The following is a 21494-nucleotide window of genomic DNA, read 5'->3' as shown; positions in this document are numbered from 1 at the left end:
GCCAAAAACCGACTCGACCAACGGGTAATGAAGCGCGAGTCACATCGCAGCCGCTGCATGATCGCCTCACGTGCTTCGCCTTCATCAAGCATCAAGATCAGCCGTGCACGCCGCGCGTCCGCTGCGCGCACCGTTTGGCTACGAGTTGCTGACAGCAATTGTTTGCGCTCAAGCGTGGTCAAATTCATCTTTTCCATGCGTTTCATTGAATACCAAATAAGGTGCTTTTTCAATGACGCAATGGACTAGGAATGAACGCTTCAGGTCGGATTCGAGCGGACCACGGTCGAAAAATTTTCGCCGTATCGGGGAAAAGCGGCCTAGTATTTCCTCGCAAAGGTAACTTGCATCGCCGTGTTAGCGCCAGTCGTTCGGCTTGAGTCGAGCGACTGGACTACTCTCTGGCCACAATGAACCTCGGGCAGCGCGACGCAAGTACCCCGCCAAGTCAACCCCTTGGACTATTGGCGCGACGGACCGGAGACGCAACCAGAGAATTATCAGGACCGGGAAACGAAACTGACGTCCTTGACGCTTTAACGATCCGCTCTCGAAGACGCTTTCCCTTCGCCTCTCAGGAGAGCACTACAACTGCTTACAAAACTCACACTCCTCCGGTGCACCACTGTGTCAATTGCGGCGTTCTAGCAGGCACACATCAACGGAGCGCGACATGAGTACCAACCTGACTTCCAGTTCATCCCCTCGTAGTCGCATTCACCCTTTGGTTGCGGGCGCAGCCGTGGCAGTTATCCTCGCCAGCGCGACAGGTATCGCGGCAATGACAGGCGTTCTTCCGACGTCCCGAGCCGTGACAGTGCCTCCGACGCAAGCTACACCGGTCGCGGCACAAATCGCCAGTGCTCCGGTTGCTTCGCCGCAACCGAACGTGGAGCAGCGCGTCACCCGGGAAGAAGCGCCCGCCCAACCGCGCGTCCGTCATCACCATAATGTGTCGGTTGAGCAGCCCCCAAGGTATGCGAACAGCGGCGACGCATATCAGTCGTCGGCACAATCCGCTCCGAGACAAGTCGCCGTTGACCCGAACGTCGGCGAAGTCGTTGCCATCAATACGGTACAGGAACCCGAACCGACAACGGGTCTCGGGGCCGTAGGCGGGGCAGTCGCCGGTGGGCTGCTGGGAAATCAGGTCGGCGCGGGTCGCGGTCGCGTTCTGGCGACAATTGCCGGCGCCGTCGGCGGTGGCCTTGCGGGCAATGGCATTGAGCATGCTGTACGCAAGGCGACGAGCTATCAGGTGCAGGTGAGGATGCAGGACGGCAGCTACCGAAACTTCAACTATTCGACACAGCCACCGGTCCAGGTGGGTGAGCGCGTTCATGTCTCGGGCGACTCCCTGAGCGCATCGTAATCAGCCTGTGTCATCCTGGCAACCTGCGATTACCTGCTCAAGGATTGCATTCAGGGCGAGCACAACCAGATGGATGAACGGAAACGCGAAAGCATAGTGGCCTATCTTCGGCGCAAGATGGCTGAGCTTGAAATCGACCCAGAGGATGTCGCCGCTTCTATCGCCGCGGACCAAGAGCGACTGCGCGCGGCGCGCTATCGGGACGCTGCTGGCCACACTTGGGACGGCAAAGGAGCGCCGCCCCAGTGGGTTGTTCAAGCGACGGCGGCGGGGCAATCGCTACAGCATTTCGAAATTAGCGAACCTGCTGAACCAGAACCTACCAGCAAGCCTATAGTGGACTGGCGCAACGACCCTTTTGCTGGCACTCGCCTTGCAACAAAGCCCCAGGAACACACCTCCAGCGCCTGAACTCAGCGTTGAACTTCACCTGAACCAGTTCCGTCTTCGCGGTGTCCAGCCGGCGCCTTGAGCGACGGCTGCTGCGAAGCAGCCTTCTCCATCGCGGCCAACCGCTTCTTGACTCCAATCTTTGCATCGAGCCCTAGTGCAGCGCGGTAAGCCTCGATTGCGTCGCCTGCTTTGTCCATCTTTTCCAGCAATTCGCCCTTAAGGCGATAGGCACCTGCCAGCCACCTACTGTCCTGCCCTGGCTGAAAAGCAGAAATCGTTGCGTCAACGACATCATAGGCCCGCTTCACTGCTTTTACGGACTCGTCGGTCTGGACCAGTTCTCCCGCGGCCCTAATGCGTGTCCACGGGTCGCCTTTAGTGAGCCGCGCGGTCATAAACTTCTTTGCATCCAAAAACTCGCCAGTCGGCGAGTAAGCGAACCGCCCCAGTCGGTCGATTCTTGCGAATACACGTTTAAGTTCTCCATCCTCGATTTCAAACGTGTATTCCGAGGTCCAGCCCGCGACAGGCATGCATGAGGCGAGCACTCGCTGCTGAGCAACATCATGTATCTCAAGGATAGAGCTATCTTCGTTCGACGAATTGCAGGTCTGGCTCGCGACATACCGGCCGCAGGGCGAGATACTGAACCCGAACAGGTTCGCCTTGTATGCGCGGCCGTACACCCTCTTCCCGCCCGCATCGAAAATAACCAGATTGGCGGACAGCTCCGCGGACGGTCCTGCGTCGTTGACACCAAATATCCCGTTGTCTGCAACATCAACGGAAAAAGGCCGCTCAAGGTCGTTGACTTCGGCAACGACGCGACCAGTAGTGTTGTCGCGAAGTCGAACAGATTTCCTTCGATTTAGGTGTGCGTCCGGACCGGGGTCCCAGTAGCCGACGGACCATCGCTTGTTGAGCGAGTGCTTCGCCAGACCGAAATCCATGAGGTCGTCAATCTTTGATGGGAGTCGGATAGACCCGGCAGCAGAGGCGGCGGTCGCCTTTTCCGCCTTCCTGGAAGGCTGCTCGGATGGTGACTGTTTGAGCTTTGGTTCGACTGCCGCCCGAGAATCCCCTCCCAGAATCCCGAATAGTCTTTTCAAGAGTGACATGGTGCGTTGTCCCGGTTTGTTACGTCTTGACTGGCTTGAGTATTATGCGCGCGTTCACAGGACGCCGGATTTCTTATCCCAGAAAGGACAGCTTTTGTCTAAAGCAGCCTTCGCGTTGCTCCCTTCCGCGACAACATGTGTTCGACGATTTACGACTCGGCAATGATGGGTGCCGGCGATGTTGTGACTGGAGAGCAAGTCATGCAATCGATGTCGACAACGTCGTCGCAAGAACATCAGGAATCCGGGTCGGCTTGAATGCCTACGGTTTGGGGTTGTTAGACGAAAGAGGAGAAAGAGGATGAAATCAGGACTTCTGATGGCCACGGCAATTAGCACCGTGGCAGTTGCTGGTTTGACACAAAGTGCCTACGCCGACGAAACGGTGACGATTGGCCATGTCGCCCCGCTTACCGGTGCGATTGCGCACCTCGGCAACGACAACGAAAACGGTGCACGACTTGCCGTCGAGGAAATCAACGCGAAGGGGCTGGTAATCGCTGGTCAGAAGGTTACGTTACGACTCGACGCACAGGACGACGCGGCTGACCCGAAGACTGCAACTCAAGTCGCGCAGAAGCTTGTCGACGACAAGGTTGTTGCTGTGGTGGGACACCTTAACTCCGGAACATCCATTCCGGCTTCCCGTATCTACAGCGACGCGGGCGTCACGCAAATTTCACCATCGTCGACCAATCCCGTTTTCACGCAACAGGGGTTCAAAACAACGTATCGTGTGGTTGCGACCGATGCGCAGCAAGGTCCGGCGCTGGCCGAATATGCGGTCAAGCAGTTGCACATCAAGTCGGTGGCAAACAGCCTACGGCCAGGGTCTCGCAAATGAGTTCGAGAAAACGGTCAGGAGTCTGGGCGTCAATGTGACATCCCGGAACGCCACCAACGATAAGGCGGTCGACTTCCGCGCGATTCTGACGAAAATCAAGGGCGAGAACCCGGATGCAATCATGTACAGCGGCGAAGACGCGACAGGCGGCCCGTTCAGCAAGCAAGCAGTACAACTCGGGTTGCGTTCAAAAATCCTTGCCGGCGATGGCGTTTGCTCCGACAAGCTGCCTGACCTGGCGGGTAGCGGCGCGGAGCGGGTAGTCTGCTCACAGCCGGGAACCGCGCCGGAAAAAATGCCGGGAGGAAGTGCATTCAAGGCGAAGTACCAGAAGCGCTTTAATCAAGGGATGGAAATCTACGCGCCGTTCACATATGACGCGGTCTACATCCTCGTGGACGCGATGCGTCGCGCGAACTCCACCGACCCGGCGAAAATCCTCGCGGCCATGCCCGCCACGGACTATCAAGGCGTCACGGGGGAAACCACCTTCGACACAAAGGGTGACCTGAAGCACGGCGTCATCACGATTTACAGCTACCGGGACGGAAAGAAGACGTTCCTCGACGAAGTCAAGATGTGAACGCGGCCGGGCGCCCCCAAAGAAACTCCGGGGTCGCCCGGCCCCCGGTCAGCACTCTTGAGTTCGACACCCATTGGGTGCAGCCTCGCAATCCTTACCATGTCCATCCCTCTGATTTCTGTCGAAGCGCTCACCCCGGATGCCTTTGCCCCGTATGGCTGGGTGCTGGGAAGGCGAACTACGAACTCGGGCGACGACCCGTACTTCCAGAGTCAAACTCTTTCGATATGGCGCGAGCATCTTTTCGACGCCGGCGAGGCAAACGAAACGGAGATTCTGTGGACCAGTTTCGGCGACGATAGCGAGCTGGTTCGACGACTCGAAGCACGGCACTTGACGCAACAGGTGACTGTGCCGCTGACGGCGCCGCTGATTCAGGTTGTCGCGACTTCGGAGCCCACCCGGGTTCCGAATATGACTTCACTCAGGGCGTTCGAGATTCCAGTGGGCATGGGCACGTGCATTCGCCCATGGTGCTGGCACGCTACACGGGCGCTCGCCGGCCCGGCAACGGCCCTCTTGCTTTCCAGGCGTTCTACTTCCTTTGACCTGATTGTTCATCTGCATACGGGCTCGCCGATGAGCGAAAGCACACGGATACCAATCTGCCCACGCAAGGTCGTTCAGGGCAGTGCCGGCGCGCCAAATGATAGCGCCCCATCAAGTCTCACATAGAATGGGCTATTGAGCAGTTTGGTCGCAGAAAACGAATGCAAAGCCTGGTACAAGTTTTCGGAAGTTCGGTATGTCTTTAAGTGGAGTATCGGCTATCTCGTTCGACCTTGACGACACCCTGTGGTCCTTCAAGACTGTCGTTGAGCGGGCGGAGGGGACGCTACATTCCTGGCTCCTGGAACAGGCCCCGAGAGTTGCGACGGTTTTGTCGACACGTCAGGCGCTTGGCCGTTTGAGAGACGACTACGAGCGCTCGCAGCCGGGACTCCCCGGCGACTTTCGCGCGTTGCGAATTGGCTCAATTCGACTCGCCTTGGAAATGGCAGGCGAAGACGTTTCGCTGACCGACGATGCCTACAGAATCTTCGTCGCTGCACGCCACGAAGTGCAGTTTTACGACGACGTCATGCCTGCCCTTCAATGGCTCAGCGCCCGGTTTCCCTTAATTGCGGTGACCAACGGCAATGCTGACCTACGCATGACGGGCGGAAGCGAATTCTTCCGACTAACTTTGAGCGCTGGTTCACTCGGAATCGCGAAGCCGGCCGCCGGAATATTCCATGCGGCGGCGTGCGCCGCGGGCATTGCGCCGGCCGAGATGCTCCACGTCGGCGACGACTACGACCTCGATGTTGTAGGAGCCTTGGGCGCCGGCCTCCAGGCAGCATGGCTGCGGCGGGAAGAACACAGCGTCGCCGTCCCGTCGCAGCCGATTGCGCAGGGGCGCCATCTAGTCATCAACGATTTGTCGATGCTCTGTCTGGCCGTCGGAGGACCGGACAAATTTTGATGGTGTGCTCGCTCGGCGGACACCCACCCTGCCCCCCTCTTGCACCGTGACCTTCTGTGCAACGTGTTTGCGGCACCTCTGCGCTTTTGGCTGTGATGGGCATGCGCGAGGGTGAGGACTAGTCGACGCTGAGTTGAGCAGCCGTGGTCGCCGCGGGCGTGCCACGCCTCGCCTTCCTGACCCGGTACATCACTGCAAGTCCCAGGAACCACGCGGGCATCACACGAAGTGCCTGTGCAGTGTCGGGCTCCAGCGCCAGAAGCCAAATCATCGCGACGAAGAACGCGAGACCCACCCAGGCGGCGAACAGCCCCCCAGGCATCTTATAGGCAGACTTCCGGTGAAGTTCGGGGTCGCGACGGCGATACCGCATATACGCGACGAGAATCATCCCCCACACAAAGATGTAAAGGATTGCCGAGACCGTGGTCAAGATGGTGAACGCGCCCATCACCTCGGGTATGAAATGCAGCACCGAAAGGCCCGCGAACATACAGGCACTCGAGAACAGAAGGCCGCGCATCGGAACTGCCGAGCGCGACAGTTTCAGGAAAAATTTGGAGCCGTGTCCGCTCGCAGCCAAGCCAAACAACATCCGGCTCGTGGCGAATACACCGCTGTTCGCCGCAGACATAGCCGACGTGATGACAACAAAGTTGATGACGCCGGCTGCCGCGGGGAAACCGGCCAGCATGAACAACTGGACGAACGGGCTCTTGTTCGCAGCAATCTCCGGCCACGACGATACCGAGATAATGCAAGCGAGCGCCAGCACGTAAAAAAGGAGGACGCGTATTGGAGCCGCATTGATTGCACGCGGCAGATTGCGATGGGGGTCACGAGTCTCCGCAGCTGTCGTCCCGATGAGTTCGATGCCGCCAAATGAAAAGATTGCAATCTGGAAGCCGGCAAAGAATCCCGAGATGCCAAACGGGAACATGACACCATGTTCGACAAGATGGCCGAAGGAGGCGCGAACACCCGTCGGCGCCATATAGCCGCCGAAAATCATGAACAGCCCTACGATGATGAGGGCACCGATTGCAACGACCTTCACCAAGGCGAACCAGAATTCGAGTTCACCGAAAATCTGGACAGCGACGAGATTGAGGACAAGAAGTGTCGTCAGAACGGCTACCGCGGGTATCCAGAGCGGCAAGGTCGGAAACCAGAAGCGAAGATAGCCTCCGATGACGGTACAGTCCGCCACTGCAACCACAATCCACGTGAGCCAGTACGACCAGCTGATGAAGTACCCCGCCCACGGGCCGATATAGTGACTACAGAAGTCCGAGAACGATTTGAATTCGAGATTCGAAAGCAGAATCTCACCCATCGCTCTCATGGTGAGAAACAGGACGAATCCAATTGTCATGTACGTCATAAGTATCGACGTTCCCGAAACACTGATTGTCTTTCCCGAACCCATAAACAGGCCCGTACCGATTGCGCCACCAATCGACATCAGTTGAATCTGGCGATTGCCGAGGCCGCGGTGCAGCGCACCGCCCGCCCCTTTTTCAGAGCTTTGCATGACCGAGTTGTCTCCAATCTAATTCTTCGTGGGGCGTTCCGGGCAGCCGGTCCCCTTGCCCATTCGGGCAATCGGGACCACGCCCAAGCCTGGTTTGGCGCCGCGAACCGGCGCGCGTGTGTGAACGCTAGCTGAGCTGCTAGCTCGATGTAGCAGCCTGTGCAGCCTCGTTCCGTCTGGCAACTATCCGGAGTGCGCGCAGCAAGACTGGTAAATCAATCATTGCGCCGTTGACTGTCGTCGCCGCTCCCGCACTGGCTTTCGAAGCCGCAACGACTTCCGATGCCCACGCGAACTCTTCGTCCGAAACGCTGAACGCGGCGGCGACCGCTGCAATCTGCTTCGGGTGGATACACAGCTTGGCTGCAAAGCCGAAGGAGCGCGCACGTTCCGTATCGGCTTTCACGAGGTCGAGGTCAGTGATTGACGTGCAAACGCCATCGACCGGCGCACCGATGCCTGCCGAAGCCGATGCAAGCACAAGCATCGAGCGACTCGCGTCAAGCGGCTCGCGGTCATTCGTAACGCCAAGATTCAGCATCAGGTCCACTGACCCCAACACGAGCCTTGCGACATTGGGTGCCGTCGCAATTGCCCTGGCCTCAAGAACGCCAGTCGCCGATTCGATAAGCGCCAACACGCCAGCATCTGGCACTTCCCTTGCGATGATGCTCAGGTCATCCCGAGATTCGACCTTGGGCACCATAACCAGGGACGGTTTCAGGAGGTGGCATAGGGCAACGTCATGTCGCGCCACTTCTTCGCGCAAAGCGTTAATGCGAATACACGGAGTTACGTTCGTTTCGTTTGCAATCGCGCTCAACGACTCCCACTCTTCGAGAACCGCGCTGCGCGCTGCCGCTTTGTTCGTCTGCGATACCGCGTCTTCGAGGTCTACGATAACGACGTCCGCTCCGGAGCGAACGGCTTTCTCAAAGCGCTCCGGACGGTCGCCCGGGACGAACAGGAAGCTGACCGCATTGTTAAGGTCCTTCATCTCTATCCCTCCTGTCAAACGCAGCCAGTTTCCCGAAGCTCGTCAATGCGCGACTGCGTAAAGCCAAGCTCGGAGAGGATGCCAGCCGTATGCTGGCCGACAGCAGGAATCGGGTCCATACGCGCTTCGGGAGAGACACCGCCCGGGGGAATCAGCGCCGGAATTTTCCCGACAGGCGAATCGACCGTGCGCCAGCGTTCGCGAGCCTTGAGCTGCGGATGCTCCCACACGCCCGCCATGTCATTCACGCGAGCGTTCGCAATATCCGCAGCATCCAGCCGGGTTACCAGTTCATCGCTGTTCATACCCGTGAAAACCTGGTCGATGATGGCGCGCAATTCTGTGCGGTTCTGGCTCCGTTTCGCATTCGTCTCGAAGCGCTCATCCGTAGCGAGGTCGGGCGCCTTGAGGACAAGCTCGCAGAAGTTGGCCCATTCACGTTCATTCTGCAGCCCGAGGATGACCGTCTTGCCATCGTTCGCTTCAAACGGGCCGTAGGGGTAAATGGTGGCGTGGGAAGCGCCAGCGCGCGGAGGCGGCGATGCGCCATCGAAAGCGTAATAGAGCGGGAAGGTCATCCACTCTGCCATCGACTCCAGCATTGAGACGTCGATACGGTAGCCACGGCCTGTCTTGCGTCGCTGAATGAGCGCAGCCAGGATATTCGTATAGGCGTACATCCCTGCCGCGATGTCCGCGATGGAACAACCCGCCTTGACCATATCGTCCGGCGTCCCGGTCACTGACAGGAAGCCCGCCTCTGCCTGCACGAGCAGGTCGTACGCCTTCTTGTTCGTGTACGGCCCGTTGCTCCCATATCCCGAGATATCGCACACAATCAGGCCAGGGTATTGGTCCTTCAGCGACTCGTAGTCGAGGCCGATACGACCCGTCGCACCCGGTGCGAGGTTTTGCACGAAGACGTCTGCTTTTGCGAGCAGCGCGTGGAGGATTACGTCAGCGCCATCGTGTTTCGTGTTGAGAGTAAGGCTTTCTTTCGAGCGATTGGTCCACGCGAAGTGCGACGATATACCGTTGGCCCTGTCGTCGTAGGCCCGCGCGAAATCGCCCACTCCCGGGCGTTCGATTTTGATAACGCGGGCGCCAAGGTCCGCTAATTGTCGTGTTGCAAAGGGAGCTGCAATCGCCTGCTCCAGAGAGACGACCGTAATTCCGGCGAGCGGACCTGTCATTTTCAATCTTCCTACTGTCTGGTGCAATCTACGGGAGGGACGCGAATGACCGCCTCAATCAGCCGGTCCGCGTGGACTATCGCGGACCGTTGAAGGAACTGCTTCAGCGAAGCAGTTCTGCGATGCGGAGTGCGCGATTCATCTCGTTGAAAACGATATTGAAACCTTCGTCGAAACCCATCCCCGGCTTCGCGAGCATCTGCGTCACCCCAGTCGCCACACCGATGTTGGTGGTGGCACGTGCAGATACATCGGTTTCGGCGCACGTTCCACCGAGCACAGGGCCAACGCCATGCTTGTGGCAGTCGAGGATTGCGTCGATGGAGTTGTGCAGCGAGCCGAGGTCTGGCGTCTTGATTTGAATCATGTCCACGGCACCCGCTGTTGCAAACAGATGGATGTCTTCGGCCGTGTTTGCCCACTCGTCTGCCATGATTGCCGCCTTGCTGCCACGCGATTTGAGCAGGCGACGCAGGCTCCCGAGCGTCTCAATCTGGGCATCGCGACCGCCTGCATCCATGGGATGCTCGATACGAAGTTCGTGCGGACCGGCTGCACGCTCGAAGCGCTGGATGATGTCGGCCGTGGTTTCGACCGAGCCACCCGCAACTGCACCGATGAGTCCGTAGACGTCGATATGAATGACCGGCTGGTAGTCCTCGGACGCGCGCAGTTGTTCGATGCGAGCACGCAGCCAGTTGATGTACGTCTCCAGCGCCGCGCCGTCTGCACCGACGAGGTCGGGCGTGTTAATCAAACCATGCGGCATGACCGGCACGCGCTTCAGAATCATCTTGTCGACGTTCGTGTAGCGCTCGTCGCCTGACTGGCCATAGATAGGTACGGCGGCCAGAGGCCGCTCGATTTTCCACTCATCCTTGATGACCTGCGCCATCAGATGGTGACCGGCAGCATGCGCAGCCGCGTCGAGGAGTGCTTGAGAGACCCCATAGGCGGCAGCCCGCTTGGCAGCGAACATCTGGTCGATGGCGTTCTCGGCGAATACTGCTGTCTCGCGAAACGAACGAACGTCGAGACCGACGAGCTTCGGAGCGAGTTCCTGTTCAATCTGCACAGCGAGCTGGTCTGCGTGAAAGCGCGGCTCGCGGCCTCCGACACCGGTGTACTGGACACTCGCGCAGTCGCCCTTGGCGATGTAGCCGTCGCTGAGCAGGAACATGACCGAAACGGATTCGGACGGCTCGCGGACAGCCTTGAAGCCCGGGGTTTGCGCCTTGCCGATGTATGCGGCGCCGTCGCGCTTGGCGCCAGCCTTGATGGCCGCCTGGTCGTCGAAGAAGAACGAGCCGACACCGGGGCTCGCGAGAACCTTCTGGATGGTAACGCTGGACATAGTGATTTCTGACCGTCGAAAGAGTTGTGAATGCGCCGTAGCTTCTTAGGCCGCCGACTGGCTGACCAAGCGAAGATGCATGTACGCGAGTACGCCTTCGGTCCCGCCTTCGTATCCGTAACCGCTGTTTCCGAGGCCTCCAAGCGCTACGTCAGGCAGCGACGGCGCCGTCTGGTTCACACCGATATTCGAGGCATTGAGACCTGCTACGAGCTTGTCCCGCACGGCGATGGAATCGGTAAATACATATGCCGCGAAGGAGTACGGGCCGGCATTCGCCAACTGGATGGCTTCGTCCACCGAGTTGATGGATTGAACGGTTGCGACCGGCCCGAACGGCTCTTCGACCAGAATCTCCGCGTCGCTCGAGATGGACGAAAGGACGGTCGGTTCGACGAAGAACCCGCGACGGTCAACTTTCTTTCCGCCAGTGCGGATTACCGCGCCCTTGGCGACTGCATCGTCAACCAGCTGAAGGAACGATGCCACGCGGCCAGCATGCGCAACGGAGCCCAGCGTCGTGCCCTCTTCGTTGCCGTGACCAAGCTTGTAGGTCTGCGCTTTTGCCGCGAGGGCCTCGACGAGTGCGTCATGAACCGACTGGTGTGCGAGATAACGCGTCGGCGCTACGCACGACTGCCCAGCCGAGCCGAACTTGGCAGGCGCAGTCACCTGAATGACCTTTTCGATGTCCGCGTCGCTCCAGACGATGACCGGAGCGTGCCCGCCGAGTTCGAAAATCGGTCGAATCAGGTTCGGCGCTGCGAGAGCTGCCAGACGCTTTCCGACTTGCGTTGAGCCAGTGAAGGACACCGCCTTCACGACAGTCGATGCAAGCAGCTGTTCGCTCACTGCAGCCGGGTCGCCGTAGATGAGGTTCACAACGCCATCCGGCAAGCCGGCGTCGACCAGCGTCTGCACGATGGCACGTGCGCTGTACGGCGTGAATTCCGAAGCTTTGAGCACCACCGTGCAACCCGCGGCCAACGCCGCACCGAGCTTGCGGCCGACGAGCACTGCGGGAAAATTCCACGGGGTAATTGCGACGACGACACCGAGAGGCGTCGGCACTGACAAACGCGTGCTGCCGGCGACGATACCCTGATGAACCTTGCCGCTGATACGGCTGGCTTCTTCGCCATTCCACGCAAGCGTCTCGACCGTACGACGAAGCTCGCCAGTCGCATCCGCTTTCGTCTTGCCCGACTCCAGCAGCAGTCCGGCGGCGACCTCTTCCAGGCGCTCGGCGAGCAGTGCCGACGCTTTCTTGAGGATGGCGCCACGCGCTTGACCAGTCAGCGCACTCCATGCGGGAAATGCGCGCTGCGCCGCGTCGAGTGCGGCTTGCACCTGAGTCGCATCAGCAAGGGTGACAAGGCCAATTGCGTCACCAGTGCCCGGGTCAATATTGGGTTGCGAGCCCGAATTGCCTTCTTGCCAGCGTCCGTCAATGAGCAAATGTGCGTCAAGATTCTGTGCGGCCATGGCCGTCTCCTGCAAAATAATTGAGTTAATTCGGCTTATGCGCACACGCCGCGGACAAGGTCGGCACCCTTTTCGGCAATCATCAGCGTCGCCGCGTAGGTGTTCCCTGACGTGATTGCCGGCATGACGGAGGCGTCAATTACGCGAAGGCCTTCGAGGCCATGCACGCGCAGCGAATCGTCGACTACGGACATGGGGTCGCTCTTCGGGCCCATACGCGCAGTGCCGACGAGGTGGAAACCGGTCGACCCGTGAGCCCTGCAAAAATCGAGCATCTGCTCATCGGTACGAATGCTGGTCCCAGGGACGGTTTCCTCAACGAGATATTTCGAAAGCGTCGGTGAGTGCAGCAGGTCGCGGATGATTTTCAGACCCGCCACCATGACTTCCTGGTCCACCGTGTGCGCGAGATAGTTCGGCTGAATGACCGGGTCTTCGAACACATTTGTCGAGCGCGCACGTACGTAACCACGGCTCAGCGGACGGTGTTGCCACCAGCCACCAGTCACGCCAGGGTAGTCGTCCAGCACGTAGTGCTTGCCTTCCCGGTAGCTCCCGGGCACGAACACACACTGCAAGTCGGGAGTCTCGACGTTCGGCGCCGATTTGCAGAACAAGTGCGCCTGGGAGGGGGTAAGCGTGAGTACGCTGGGCTTCTTTGCGAGCCAACGCATGATTTGCCAGCCCAGGCTCACGCCTCGCGCCATTTGGTTCAGCGTAACGGTGCCGGGCTTCGCACGCATCACCATGCGCGCGGAGTAGTGGTCACCGAGGTTCTCGCCGACGCCCGGCAGCGCATGCACAACTTGAACTCCGAGCGACTGAAGCAGGTTCGCTGGGCCGACGCCCGAAATCTGTAGCAGTCGCGCGGTGTTCGCGGTGCCAGCCGACACGATGACCTCGCGGCGCGCACGCACCACCGACTCTTCGCCTCCTTCGCTGCGCACGAACGCGACCCCAACAGCTCGCTTCCCGTTGAACAGGACGCGCTTCGCGCGGACACCCGAAATCAATTCGACATTGCCACGCTTGAGCGCCGGCGCCAGAAATGCGACTGAGGCACTGACCCGGAAACCATTTTCAATGGTGCGCTGGAAATACCCGACACCTTCCTGGTCGCCCGAGTTGTAGTCGGGGTTCCGCTTGTGGCCCGCAGCTACGGCCGCCTCAATGAACGTTTCTGAAACCGGGTGAAACCAGTCCATCGGGGTGACAGGAATCTCACCCGTACGACCACGAACGGTGCCGTTTCCCTTGCCCGTATATCGTTCCGAACGCGCGAAGTACGGCAGTACATCGTCGTAGCCCCAACCGCGATTCCCGAGGGACGCCCAGTGGTCGAAGTCGCCCGGCTGCCCGCGCACAATCATCATGCCGTTGATGGAGCTGGAGCCACCGATGACGCGACCCTGAGTCGTCGAAATCTTGCGGCCGCCGCTGCCCTCCGAAGGCTCCGTTTTGAATTGCCAGGTAATTTCCGGTTGGGTCAGCGTTTTGACGAAGCCAGAAGGAATGCGAACGTAAGGGCGCAGGTCACTGCGACCAGCCTCGAGGACACAGACCTTCACGTTCGGGTCCTCAGACAGACGGGCGGCAAGAACCGACCCGGCCGAGCCGGCGCCTACGATGACGTAGTCGTAGGTGGCGTTTTCACTATTTGCGTTCACACTTCTTCCTCTCTTTCCATCGTCATGCCGCCAACAACCACGCGACACCGCGCTTTGGCCAGCGGCGACCCGCACAGCAGTGGCTGAAACTCATCTGCCATGATGAGATGGTAGGGAAATCGACACCCCGGAAAAAGAGATTTATATTTACCTTTAGATGCAAATTCTTCATCTAACGAACAGCTACAGGCAAACCCTAATCTCCACCTCGCATGGAAACAACCCTGTCCTCCAGTGCCGAGAAGGAAGTGCGTCGAATTGCGAGAATTGGATGACGCGACGATGACATGCAAAGATTCGATTTACTACATCTATGAGTGCAAATTTTTCATGTAAAGGTTTCCCGTGTCACTGAACGCCTACGAGGTTTTCGTCGCCATCGCCGAACGGGGCACCTTTGCGGCTGCAGCCCATCAGCTGAACCTTTCGCCATCTGCTGTGAGCCATGCCTTAGCCTCGTTCGAGCAGGAACTTGGCTTCACGCTCTTCATGCGCAACCGCAGCGGCGTGCGTTTGACCGCAGGAGGCGAAGCTCTCTTGCCGACCGTGCGGGAAGTCCTGCAGAGCAACGAGAAGTTGGGGCAGCAGGCCTCGAAGCTTCTGGGGCTTGAAGCAGGGACCGTCCGCATCGGCGCATTCAGCAGCGTCAGCGTCGCGTGGCTTCCCAACATCATTCGCTCGTTTGCCGACCTGTACCCCAAAATCGACGTCATCATCGAGCAGGGTGGCTACGACGACGTTGCCGAATGGATAGCGAAGAGTCAGGTCGATTTGGGCTTCATTACGTTGCCTGCGGCGCCGGGCCTGGATGTGACGCCGCTGTATGCAGACCCGCTTGTTTGCATCGCCCCACCCGGCTTTGCTCCCAAGAGCACGGCGTACATGACTGTCGAAGAGTTGGCAGAACACAACGTCGTTCTGCAAGGCGAAGGGTATGGCAAGGAAACCCAGCAGCTGCTGGCCAGCCACAAGATTTCCGTCAAATCGAGCGCGCGTGCGATTGACGACGCCGCGATTATCGCGATTGTGGAGAGCGGATTGGGCGTTGCCGTAATGCCTCAGCTGGCCCTGCACCACTATCAAAGCTCGGTCCAGGTCTTCCCGTTCTATCCCGCTGAAAGCCGGGCAATCGTCCTCGCGTCATTGAGCCGGGAGGCTCTGGCGCCGGCCGCGAAAGCCATGCACGAACACATTGTCGCGTCAGTGGGGACGTGGTCCAAACGCGCTGCTTAGGCCGCCGGCATTCACTCCCACTTTGTCGAATGGAACCAGCGCCGCGGCGTTTCGCCCGTGACCTGCCGAAAGACCCGGGTGAAGTGACTCTGGCTGGCAAACCCGCATGCGCTGGCGATTTCGGCAAGCGGCATATTCCCGGCCTTCAACATCGCCATCGCGCGTTCGGCGCGCTGCGCCATTAGCCAGCGATGCGGCGTCTCCCCCACCTCCTCCTTGAAAGCGCGTGAAAAGTGACGAACACTCAGGCCGGCCATCTCGGCAAGGGTCACGATGTCGATTTCCTCATGCAGACATGAGTCGACATACTCGACGATGCGCTTAAGCCTCCAGGGTGGAAGTGCGACGTACTTCTCCGGTCGCTCCAGTGAACCAGCGCGCTGCAGGAGATGGGCAACGATTGTGGTCACCGCCCCGTCAACGAGCAGTCGGTCGGTCACATGCCCCCTTGCTGACGCTTCCCACAAGCGCGTCATCAACTGAGCAATAAACTCGTCCTCCCACGTCGCTTGCGCAAGTGGCAGAAACGCTTCAGTCAAGCCGTCCGGGGCCGTTGGACCGAGGATTCGGCGAACTGTCGACGAAGGAATCGTCAGCAATAGGAGGCGACGGTTTCCTTTGACCTTCCAGCGGCTTGCGTTGTCCGCGGGCAAGACAAGCATGCGGCCCGGCGCGGCGGCATCACTGTGCCAACCGTTCCCCATATCCCAAGACCAGGTGTTGTCCGGGGAAGCGGTGAGCGGGAGCGCGACCACCGTTTCAGGGACGCTCGGGTCCACGAATTCGTGGTCACCCTGCTCCACCGTAATCATGTGGAAGTTGAGACGACCAGGAGAATCGCGATGTTCTTGAGGGAATATCGAATACGGGGACTTCCGATAGAAGTCTGCATACCGTACCCAGTCGTTCAATTGCCTCATGACGCCATTCCTATGCGGCACTGCACACGCATGCCCCGTCTGCGAATCGCAGCACACTCAAAAGGCGCTGTCAACCAGGCGCCGCCATTCCCAGCGTCCCGCATTCTTCATGCGCTTGTTTAAGCGTGTGTTTAAATGCTCTCCGCATGTTCGCCGCGCGACCTTACAAGCCTCTGTCTGATTTGTACAGGCGATTAATGGTATTCCCGTAGCCATTTTTGACACCAAACGGACGTCGTTTTCACGTTCGGGCCATGGCGAATTTCAAACCGCTGAAATGCATTTTGTAGCATTGACGCTCTTTGTACCCATCGACTAACTTCCAGTCCACTGGATAAACAACCGCGGCGTCGGCAACCCGAAAGCAAACCGCCAGTGTGAATTCAGACAGGGCACGTGTGACGCTTATGTTCTCGCGAGTCGGCAGTCGAAGCACCAGACACGCGTCTTGAACAAAAGGAAATGAGCGTACGGCATCACTATAAATTTATAAGCATTCCTATTTAAATACATATACAGGACGGAGTCTTCAAGGACTCACGACGCGTTTTTACAACTGAACTCTCGGAGACATCGATGGGACATACCACTGCTACAGAAGTGCTCGCATTGCTGGGAAATAACCCACTGTGGACACTTCACGAAATTCTGAAGACCGGCCGCTGGGTCGACCTCACACACACCGCGGACGAAACGACACCGCTCTGGTCAGGCTTCACCAAGATGAGCCGCGATGCGCTCTTCAATCTCGACCAGCACGGCTTCCAGGCGCATGTCTTCACGCACGTCGGGCAATGGGGTACGCACGTTGACCCGCCCTCCCACTTCCATGGCGGCCTGCGCCCGCTCGACCAACTTGGAGTGAGGGAACAGCTTCTTCCTCTCGTGGTTCTCGACATCCACGAGAAGGTTGCGGCGAATCCCGACTACACCGTGTCGATGGATGATGTCATCGACTGGGAGCGAAGACACGGTGCCATTCCTCGCGGTGCATTCGTCGCGCTTCGCACGGACTGGTCCAAGCGTTGGCCGGACCACGCCAGCATGGTCAACAGCGACGCTGCGGGCATCTCACACACGCCGGGTTGGAGCCGCGAAGTCATTGACTACCTCTTCGACGAGCGCGCCGCGACCGCGTGCGGCCACGAGACGCTCGATACCGACCCCGGCTCTGCGACGTCGCGCTCGGACTTCTCGCTCGAAGGTCTGGTCCTGTCCAAGGACCGCTATCAAATCGAGCTGCTCGCAAATCTCAGCGAAGTCCCCGAGGTCGGCGCGCTCGTAGTGGTGGCCTTCCCGAAAATCGGCGGCGCCACCGGCTTCCCCGCCCGCGTCTTTGCTATCGCGCCGGTCTAAATCCGACCGTCTCCGCAAATTCTCCGACTCCGTCGCTTTCAAGGAAGGAATTGCACCATGTCCACCGATTCTTTCGGCTACAAGCAAGAGCTAAAGCGTAGCCTGACGTTCGCCGACCTCGTGATATACGGCATCGTCTTCATGATTCCCATCGCGCCGTTCGCAATCTATGGCTACGTATCCGATGCCTCGGGCGGGATGGTTCCCCTTGCCTACATCATCGGCATGGTCGCGATGTTCTTCACCGCGCTCAGTTACAAGGTGCTCTCTGCAGATTTCCCCATCGCAGGGTCTGCGTACGCATACGCACAACGGGGCATCGGCGATACGGCGGGATTCATCGCCGGCTGGATGCTTATCCTCGACTATCTCCTTATTCCAGCGCTGACCTACGTGGTCGCAGCTGCGGCACTTTCGCAGCTCTTTCCGCTCGTACCTCGCTGGGTGTGGGTCGTCGTATTCCTTGGCGTTGGCACAGCGACGAACTACTTCGGCGTCCAGGCGACCGCAGCAGTCAACAAGTTCTTCATGTATGCACAGATGCTGGTCCTTGCCATCTTTGCCGCGGTTGGCCTGTATGCGCTCTACCACGGCGTCGGCGCTGGACGCCTCACGCTGAACCCGCTCTTCCAGCCGGAAGTCTTCAAGAGCGAGCTTATCTTCTCCGCGGTATCCGTTTGCGCCCTCTCCTTCCTCGGGTTCGACGCGATTTCGACACTCGCGGAAGAGGTAAAGGGCGATAGCAAAAAGACCGTTGGCAATGCGACTATCGCGGCACTCCTCCTCGCCGGTGGCCTGTTCGTCGCGCAAACGTGGATTGCTGGTGACCTCGCGAACGGCATGAAGTTTAAATCGGCCGACACCGCCTTCTACGAGATTGCCGAACTCGCGGGCGGCAAACCTCTTGCCTTGCTCACCGCCTGGTCGACGGCCATCACCTTCGGCCTGTCGTGCTCCATCGTGTCGCAGGCAGCAATTGCCCGCCTCCTCTACTCGATGGCCCGTGACCGCAAGATGCCGTCGTTCCTTGCCTCTGTGCATCCGAAGTACAAGACGCCGAACGTTGCTCTGGTACTCGTTGCAATCGTCTCGCTGGCGATTTCGCTGGGCTTCCTTGACCACCTCGACACGCTCACGAACTTCGTCAACTTCGGCGCACTCACGGGTTTCATGATTCTCCACGTCACGGTTGTGGTGCATTACATCGGCCGCAAGCATTCGCGTGCGCTCTTCAAGCACCTCGTCTCGCCTGTCATCGGCTTCTGCATCCTCGCCTACGTCCTCTATTCGATGGGCGCGGCTACGTGGGAGCTGGGAATCGGCTGGTTCTGTGTCGGCGTCGTGTACTACCTCGTTCTCACGCGTGTGATGCGTCGTGACATCAGCCTCGAAGTCTAGTAGCGAACCTCGCGCTCGTCGGAACTCCGACTCTGGCGAGCGCGCACGTGCATGCAAATCAATACACAAATTCAACAATCAGTTTGGAGATTCGAGTCGTGAAGAAAATTGCACTTCAGTCGTCCGCTCTGTGCATCGTCGCTATCAGTACGGCTGCACACGCCCAGAGTTCGGTGACGTTGTACGGCATCATCGATACGGGCCTGGCCTATGTTCACAACTCCGGCGGACACAGCACCCAAATCACGACAATGTCGGGGAGTCTCGCGGGGTCACGATGGGGTCTCAAGGGTAGCGAGGACCTCGGCGGCGGTCTCAAGACGGTGTTCCAGCTCGAGAACGGGTTCGACCCGACGAACGGCACGCTCGGCCAGAACAGCCGGCTGTTCGGGCGCCAGGCATTCGTCGGCATCAGCAGCGACAAGTTCGGCACCGTGACCCTCGGCCGTCAGTATGACCCTATCGTGGACCAGGTACAGCCACTGACTGGTGACAATTACTTCGGCGCAATCTTCGCCCCGCCGGGTGACTTCGATAACTACGACAACAGCATTCGCATCAACAACGCCGTCAAATGGGCGAGCCCGTCCTGGGGTGGGGTCACTCTCGAGGCGCTGTACGCGTTCGGTGGCCTGGCGGGCTCAGTCGGTTCGGGTCAAACGTACAGCGCCTCCGCTGGCTACAGCAGCGGTTCGTTCAGCGCGGCCGCTGGCTACATGCACATCGACTATGGGAACGCTCGCCTGACGACCCGTCCGTCCGGGTCGGCCGACTCGCTTTACAACAGTGCGGTGAATAGTGCGTATTCTTCGGCGCGTTCGGTGAACAGTGCGCGCGTCGCGGGGCAATACGTCATTTCCAGCGTGACGTTCGGGGCCGCGTACAGCTTCACCCAGTACAACCCCGATGCGATGTCTTCATTCTCGACGTCGCAGAAATTTCAGAACGCTTCCGTGTTCGGCATCTGGCAAGTGCTGCCGACCTTCTCGCTCGGAGCCGGCTACAACTATACGAAGACTAGCGGCGACTCCTCTGCGAAATACAACATGTTCAGCCTCGGCGCCGACTACAACCTGAGCAAGCGCACGGACGTCTACGCAATCGCCGGTTACACGCACGCCTCTGGCGAGAATGGCTCCGGTCCCGCGGAAGCAGTCGTTGGTTCATTCGACATCAATTCGGGTAGTTCGTCCCAGGCAATCGCCGTTGTCGGCTTGCGACACACGTTCTAAGCGTTGCAGCTAGAAACGGAAACCTAAGCTCCAGCCTGCCTGCGAGAGGCGTTGGCACACGTAGCGACGTCAAGTTTGCTACGTGTGCTTTTTTTATTCGACGGACTTAGGCGAAAGAAGGCGGAACTGCCTCCGCATATTTTGAACGCTCCCCTTGCGTGCGACGTAAGCTTCCGCGCTGAAACGAGGCGAGAGACTCTATTTAATGACGTACCTTGAGGCCGTCGGTCGGTCGCAAGTTGAATTGAGCGTGATGACATGTTGCCGGATTTGGTCTCCTTATCTCTTTTTCTCCGGGCGGTAGACAGCGGGAGCCTGTCCAAGGCCGCGGAGCAGTCACATATCGCTCTCTCTGCGGCTAGCCGACGAATCGCGCTTCTTGAACACCAGTACGGAGTCAAATTGCTCGTCCGGACTCCGCGCGGGACTGAGATTACAGAAGCAGGAAAGGCACTTGCATTTCACGCTCGCCTCATGCTTCGGGAATCAGACCGATTGCGGGCTGACATGACCGACTACGCCAAAGGCCTGCGCGGCATCGTGCGCTTGCATGCCAACACGTCCGCACTCAGCCAGTACCTCCCATACGGCCTGGCGTCATTCTCGAAAGTCTGCCCGGACATCAAGGTCGAAGTGCAAGAGCGACTCAGCGTCGAAATCCTTCGCGACCTTCGCGAGGGAGCAGTCGACGTCGGAGTTGCATTTCCAGGACAACACGCCGCTGAGGGATTGCGTTGCTACCCGTACAAGGTGGACCAGCTCGTTGCCGTGCTGCCGAACTCCTACAGCACCTCAGCCGATAGTCTGCGTCTTGTTGACATCCTCGACGAGGATTTGGTCGTGCTTGAAAGCAATACGGCGATGCTAAAGGTGCTGGAAGAGGCAGCAGCAATCGCCGGAAAACCACTACGCCTTCGCGTACAGGTTAAGAGCTTCGAAGCAATCTGCAGGATGATTGAGGCCGGCATGGGTTTGGGCATCCTTCCGGAAGCCGCGGCGCAGTCTTTTGGACTCGGCCTGAATTTGAAGCTGGTCCCGCTCGCCGACGAATGGGCGCTGCGGCAGATGTATGTCTGCGTGCGAGACGAACCACTATCGCTCTCAGTGCGTATTTCGGCGAAGCCGAACACGGATTTCGGTTGAAGTCGAACAGTGTTTCCGGAGGAAGATGAACAACCGTTTCGCTTGAAGTCGAACGGTTTCGGAGAATTCCGGAATTGGTGTTCGGCGCTCCGAAATGCGTGTTCATCTTCCCGAAATCGGTGTTCAGCCTGCCGAAACGGCTGTTCACCCCACCGAAATGCGTGTTCGGTGGACCGAAACGAAAGGTGTGGTTTCGGTTGGCGGTAC

The 21494-nt window shown here is 58.9% G+C and carries 18 protein-coding genes and 2 pseudogenes; 11 read left to right on the top strand and 9 right to left on the bottom strand.

What is annotated here, in order from left to right; all coding sequences use genetic code 11:
* Positions 1-206: helix-turn-helix domain-containing protein (locus M3I56_RS37690; protein ID WP_375541695.1), on the bottom strand; the 206-nt coding region annotated here is incomplete at its 3' end.
* Between the two features lie 467 nt (positions 207-673).
* Between M3I56_RS37690 and M3I56_RS37685 the strand changes: the two genes are divergently transcribed.
* Both M3I56_RS37685 and M3I56_RS37680 read left to right on the top strand, forming a co-directional pair.
* Positions 674-1372 carry a glycine zipper 2TM domain-containing protein gene (locus M3I56_RS37685; protein ID WP_254358290.1) on the top strand — a complete coding sequence of 233 codons (699 nt, stop codon included), beginning with the start codon at positions 674-676 and terminating at the stop codon, positions 1370-1372.
* A 69-nt stretch (positions 1373-1441) separates the two neighbouring features.
* On the top strand, positions 1442-1783 hold the full coding sequence (locus tag M3I56_RS37680; RefSeq protein ID WP_254358289.1) for an H-NS histone family protein: 342 nt from the start codon (positions 1442-1444) through the stop codon (positions 1781-1783).
* Between the two features lie 2 nt (positions 1784-1785).
* Here M3I56_RS37680 and M3I56_RS37675 read toward each other — a convergent pair whose 3' ends face one another.
* A complete protein-coding gene (locus M3I56_RS37675; protein ID WP_254358288.1) occupies positions 1786-2883 on the bottom strand; it encodes a hypothetical protein in 1098 nt (365 codons plus the stop codon).
* Between the two features lie 319 nt (positions 2884-3202).
* Here M3I56_RS37675 and M3I56_RS37670 point away from each other — a divergent pair.
* The 3 genes and pseudogenes from M3I56_RS37670 to M3I56_RS37660 all read left to right on the top strand — a co-directional run bounded on the left by M3I56_RS37670 (position 3203) and on the right by M3I56_RS37660 (position 5775).
* Positions 3203-4310 (top strand): annotated as a pseudogene (locus tag M3I56_RS37670) (branched-chain amino acid ABC transporter substrate-binding protein).
* A 99-nt stretch (positions 4311-4409) separates the two neighbouring features.
* Positions 4410-4985 (top strand): ureidoglycolate lyase, encoded by a 576-nt coding sequence (locus tag M3I56_RS37665; protein WP_254358287.1) that lies wholly within the window; start codon positions 4410-4412, stop codon positions 4983-4985.
* Between the two features lie 70 nt (positions 4986-5055).
* A complete protein-coding gene (locus M3I56_RS37660) occupies positions 5056-5775 on the top strand; it encodes an HAD family hydrolase (RefSeq protein ID WP_254358286.1) in 720 nt (239 codons plus the stop codon).
* Between the two features lie 118 nt (positions 5776-5893).
* On the opposite strand, the gene M3I56_RS37655 is transcribed toward M3I56_RS37660, so the two are convergent.
* The 6 genes from M3I56_RS37655 to M3I56_RS37630 form a co-directional block, all read right to left on the bottom strand.
* On the bottom strand, positions 5894-7309 hold the full coding sequence (locus M3I56_RS37655) for an amino acid permease (protein ID WP_254358285.1): 1416 nt from the start codon (positions 7307-7309) through the stop codon (positions 5894-5896).
* A gap of 139 nt (positions 7310-7448) precedes the next feature.
* On the bottom strand, positions 7449-8306 hold the full coding sequence (locus tag M3I56_RS37650) for a CoA ester lyase (protein ID WP_254358284.1): 858 nt from the start codon (positions 8304-8306) through the stop codon (positions 7449-7451).
* 14 nt (positions 8307-8320) lie between these two features.
* The gene (locus M3I56_RS37645; RefSeq protein ID WP_254358283.1) at positions 8321-9499 is read right to left on the bottom strand and encodes a CaiB/BaiF CoA-transferase family protein; all 1179 of its coding nucleotides are present in this window, start codon (positions 9497-9499) and stop codon (positions 8321-8323) included.
* Between the two features lie 103 nt (positions 9500-9602).
* Entirely contained in the window at positions 9603-10853 is a 1251-nt protein-coding gene (locus tag M3I56_RS37640) for a methylaspartate ammonia-lyase (protein WP_254358282.1), read from the bottom strand.
* A 45-nt stretch (positions 10854-10898) separates the two neighbouring features.
* A complete protein-coding gene (locus M3I56_RS37635) occupies positions 10899-12338 on the bottom strand; it encodes an aldehyde dehydrogenase family protein (RefSeq protein WP_254358281.1) in 1440 nt (479 codons plus the stop codon).
* 35 nt (positions 12339-12373) lie between these two features.
* Entirely contained in the window at positions 12374-14005 is a 1632-nt protein-coding gene (locus tag M3I56_RS37630; RefSeq protein ID WP_254358280.1) for a GMC family oxidoreductase, read from the bottom strand.
* A 345-nt stretch (positions 14006-14350) separates the two neighbouring features.
* Here M3I56_RS37630 and M3I56_RS37625 point away from each other — a divergent pair, with 345 nt between their 5' ends.
* On the top strand, positions 14351-15238 hold the full coding sequence (locus M3I56_RS37625) for a LysR family transcriptional regulator (RefSeq protein WP_254358279.1): 888 nt from the start codon (positions 14351-14353) through the stop codon (positions 15236-15238).
* 11 nt (positions 15239-15249) lie between these two features.
* On the opposite strand, the gene M3I56_RS37620 is transcribed toward M3I56_RS37625, so the two are convergent.
* Positions 15250-16158: an AraC family transcriptional regulator gene (locus M3I56_RS37620; RefSeq protein WP_254358278.1), complete on the bottom strand. Its 909-nt coding sequence runs from the start codon at positions 16156-16158 to the stop codon at positions 15250-15252.
* 576 nt (positions 16159-16734) lie between these two features.
* On the opposite strand from M3I56_RS37620, the gene M3I56_RS37615 reads away from it, so the two are divergent.
* The 5 genes and pseudogenes from M3I56_RS37615 to M3I56_RS37595 all read left to right on the top strand — a co-directional run bounded on the left by M3I56_RS37615 (position 16735) and on the right by M3I56_RS37595 (position 21287).
* A complete protein-coding gene (locus M3I56_RS37615) occupies positions 16735-17514 on the top strand; it encodes a cyclase family protein (protein ID WP_254358277.1) in 780 nt (259 codons plus the stop codon).
* A 141-nt stretch (positions 17515-17655) separates the two neighbouring features.
* Entirely contained in the window at positions 17656-18912 is a 1257-nt protein-coding gene (locus M3I56_RS37610; protein WP_254358276.1) for an APC family permease, read from the top strand.
* A gap of 98 nt (positions 18913-19010) precedes the next feature.
* The gene (locus M3I56_RS37605; protein WP_254358275.1) at positions 19011-20144 is read left to right on the top strand and encodes a porin; all 1134 of its coding nucleotides are present in this window, start codon (positions 19011-19013) and stop codon (positions 20142-20144) included.
* 258 nt (positions 20145-20402) lie between these two features.
* Positions 20403-20582 (top strand): annotated as a pseudogene (locus M3I56_RS37600) (LysR family transcriptional regulator); the annotation flags it as partial.
* A gap of 69 nt (positions 20583-20651) precedes the next feature.
* Positions 20652-21287 (top strand): LysR substrate-binding domain-containing protein, encoded by a 636-nt coding sequence (locus tag M3I56_RS37595; protein WP_254358291.1) that lies wholly within the window; start codon positions 20652-20654, stop codon positions 21285-21287.
* Positions 21288-21494 lie beyond the last annotated feature (207 nt).

This window comes from Paraburkholderia sp. CNPSo 3281 (genome assembly GCF_024206515.1).
Classification (GTDB): Bacteria; Pseudomonadota; Gammaproteobacteria; order Burkholderiales; family Burkholderiaceae; genus Paraburkholderia; species Paraburkholderia nodosa.
This window is presented reverse-complemented; position numbering and strand designations above follow the sequence as displayed.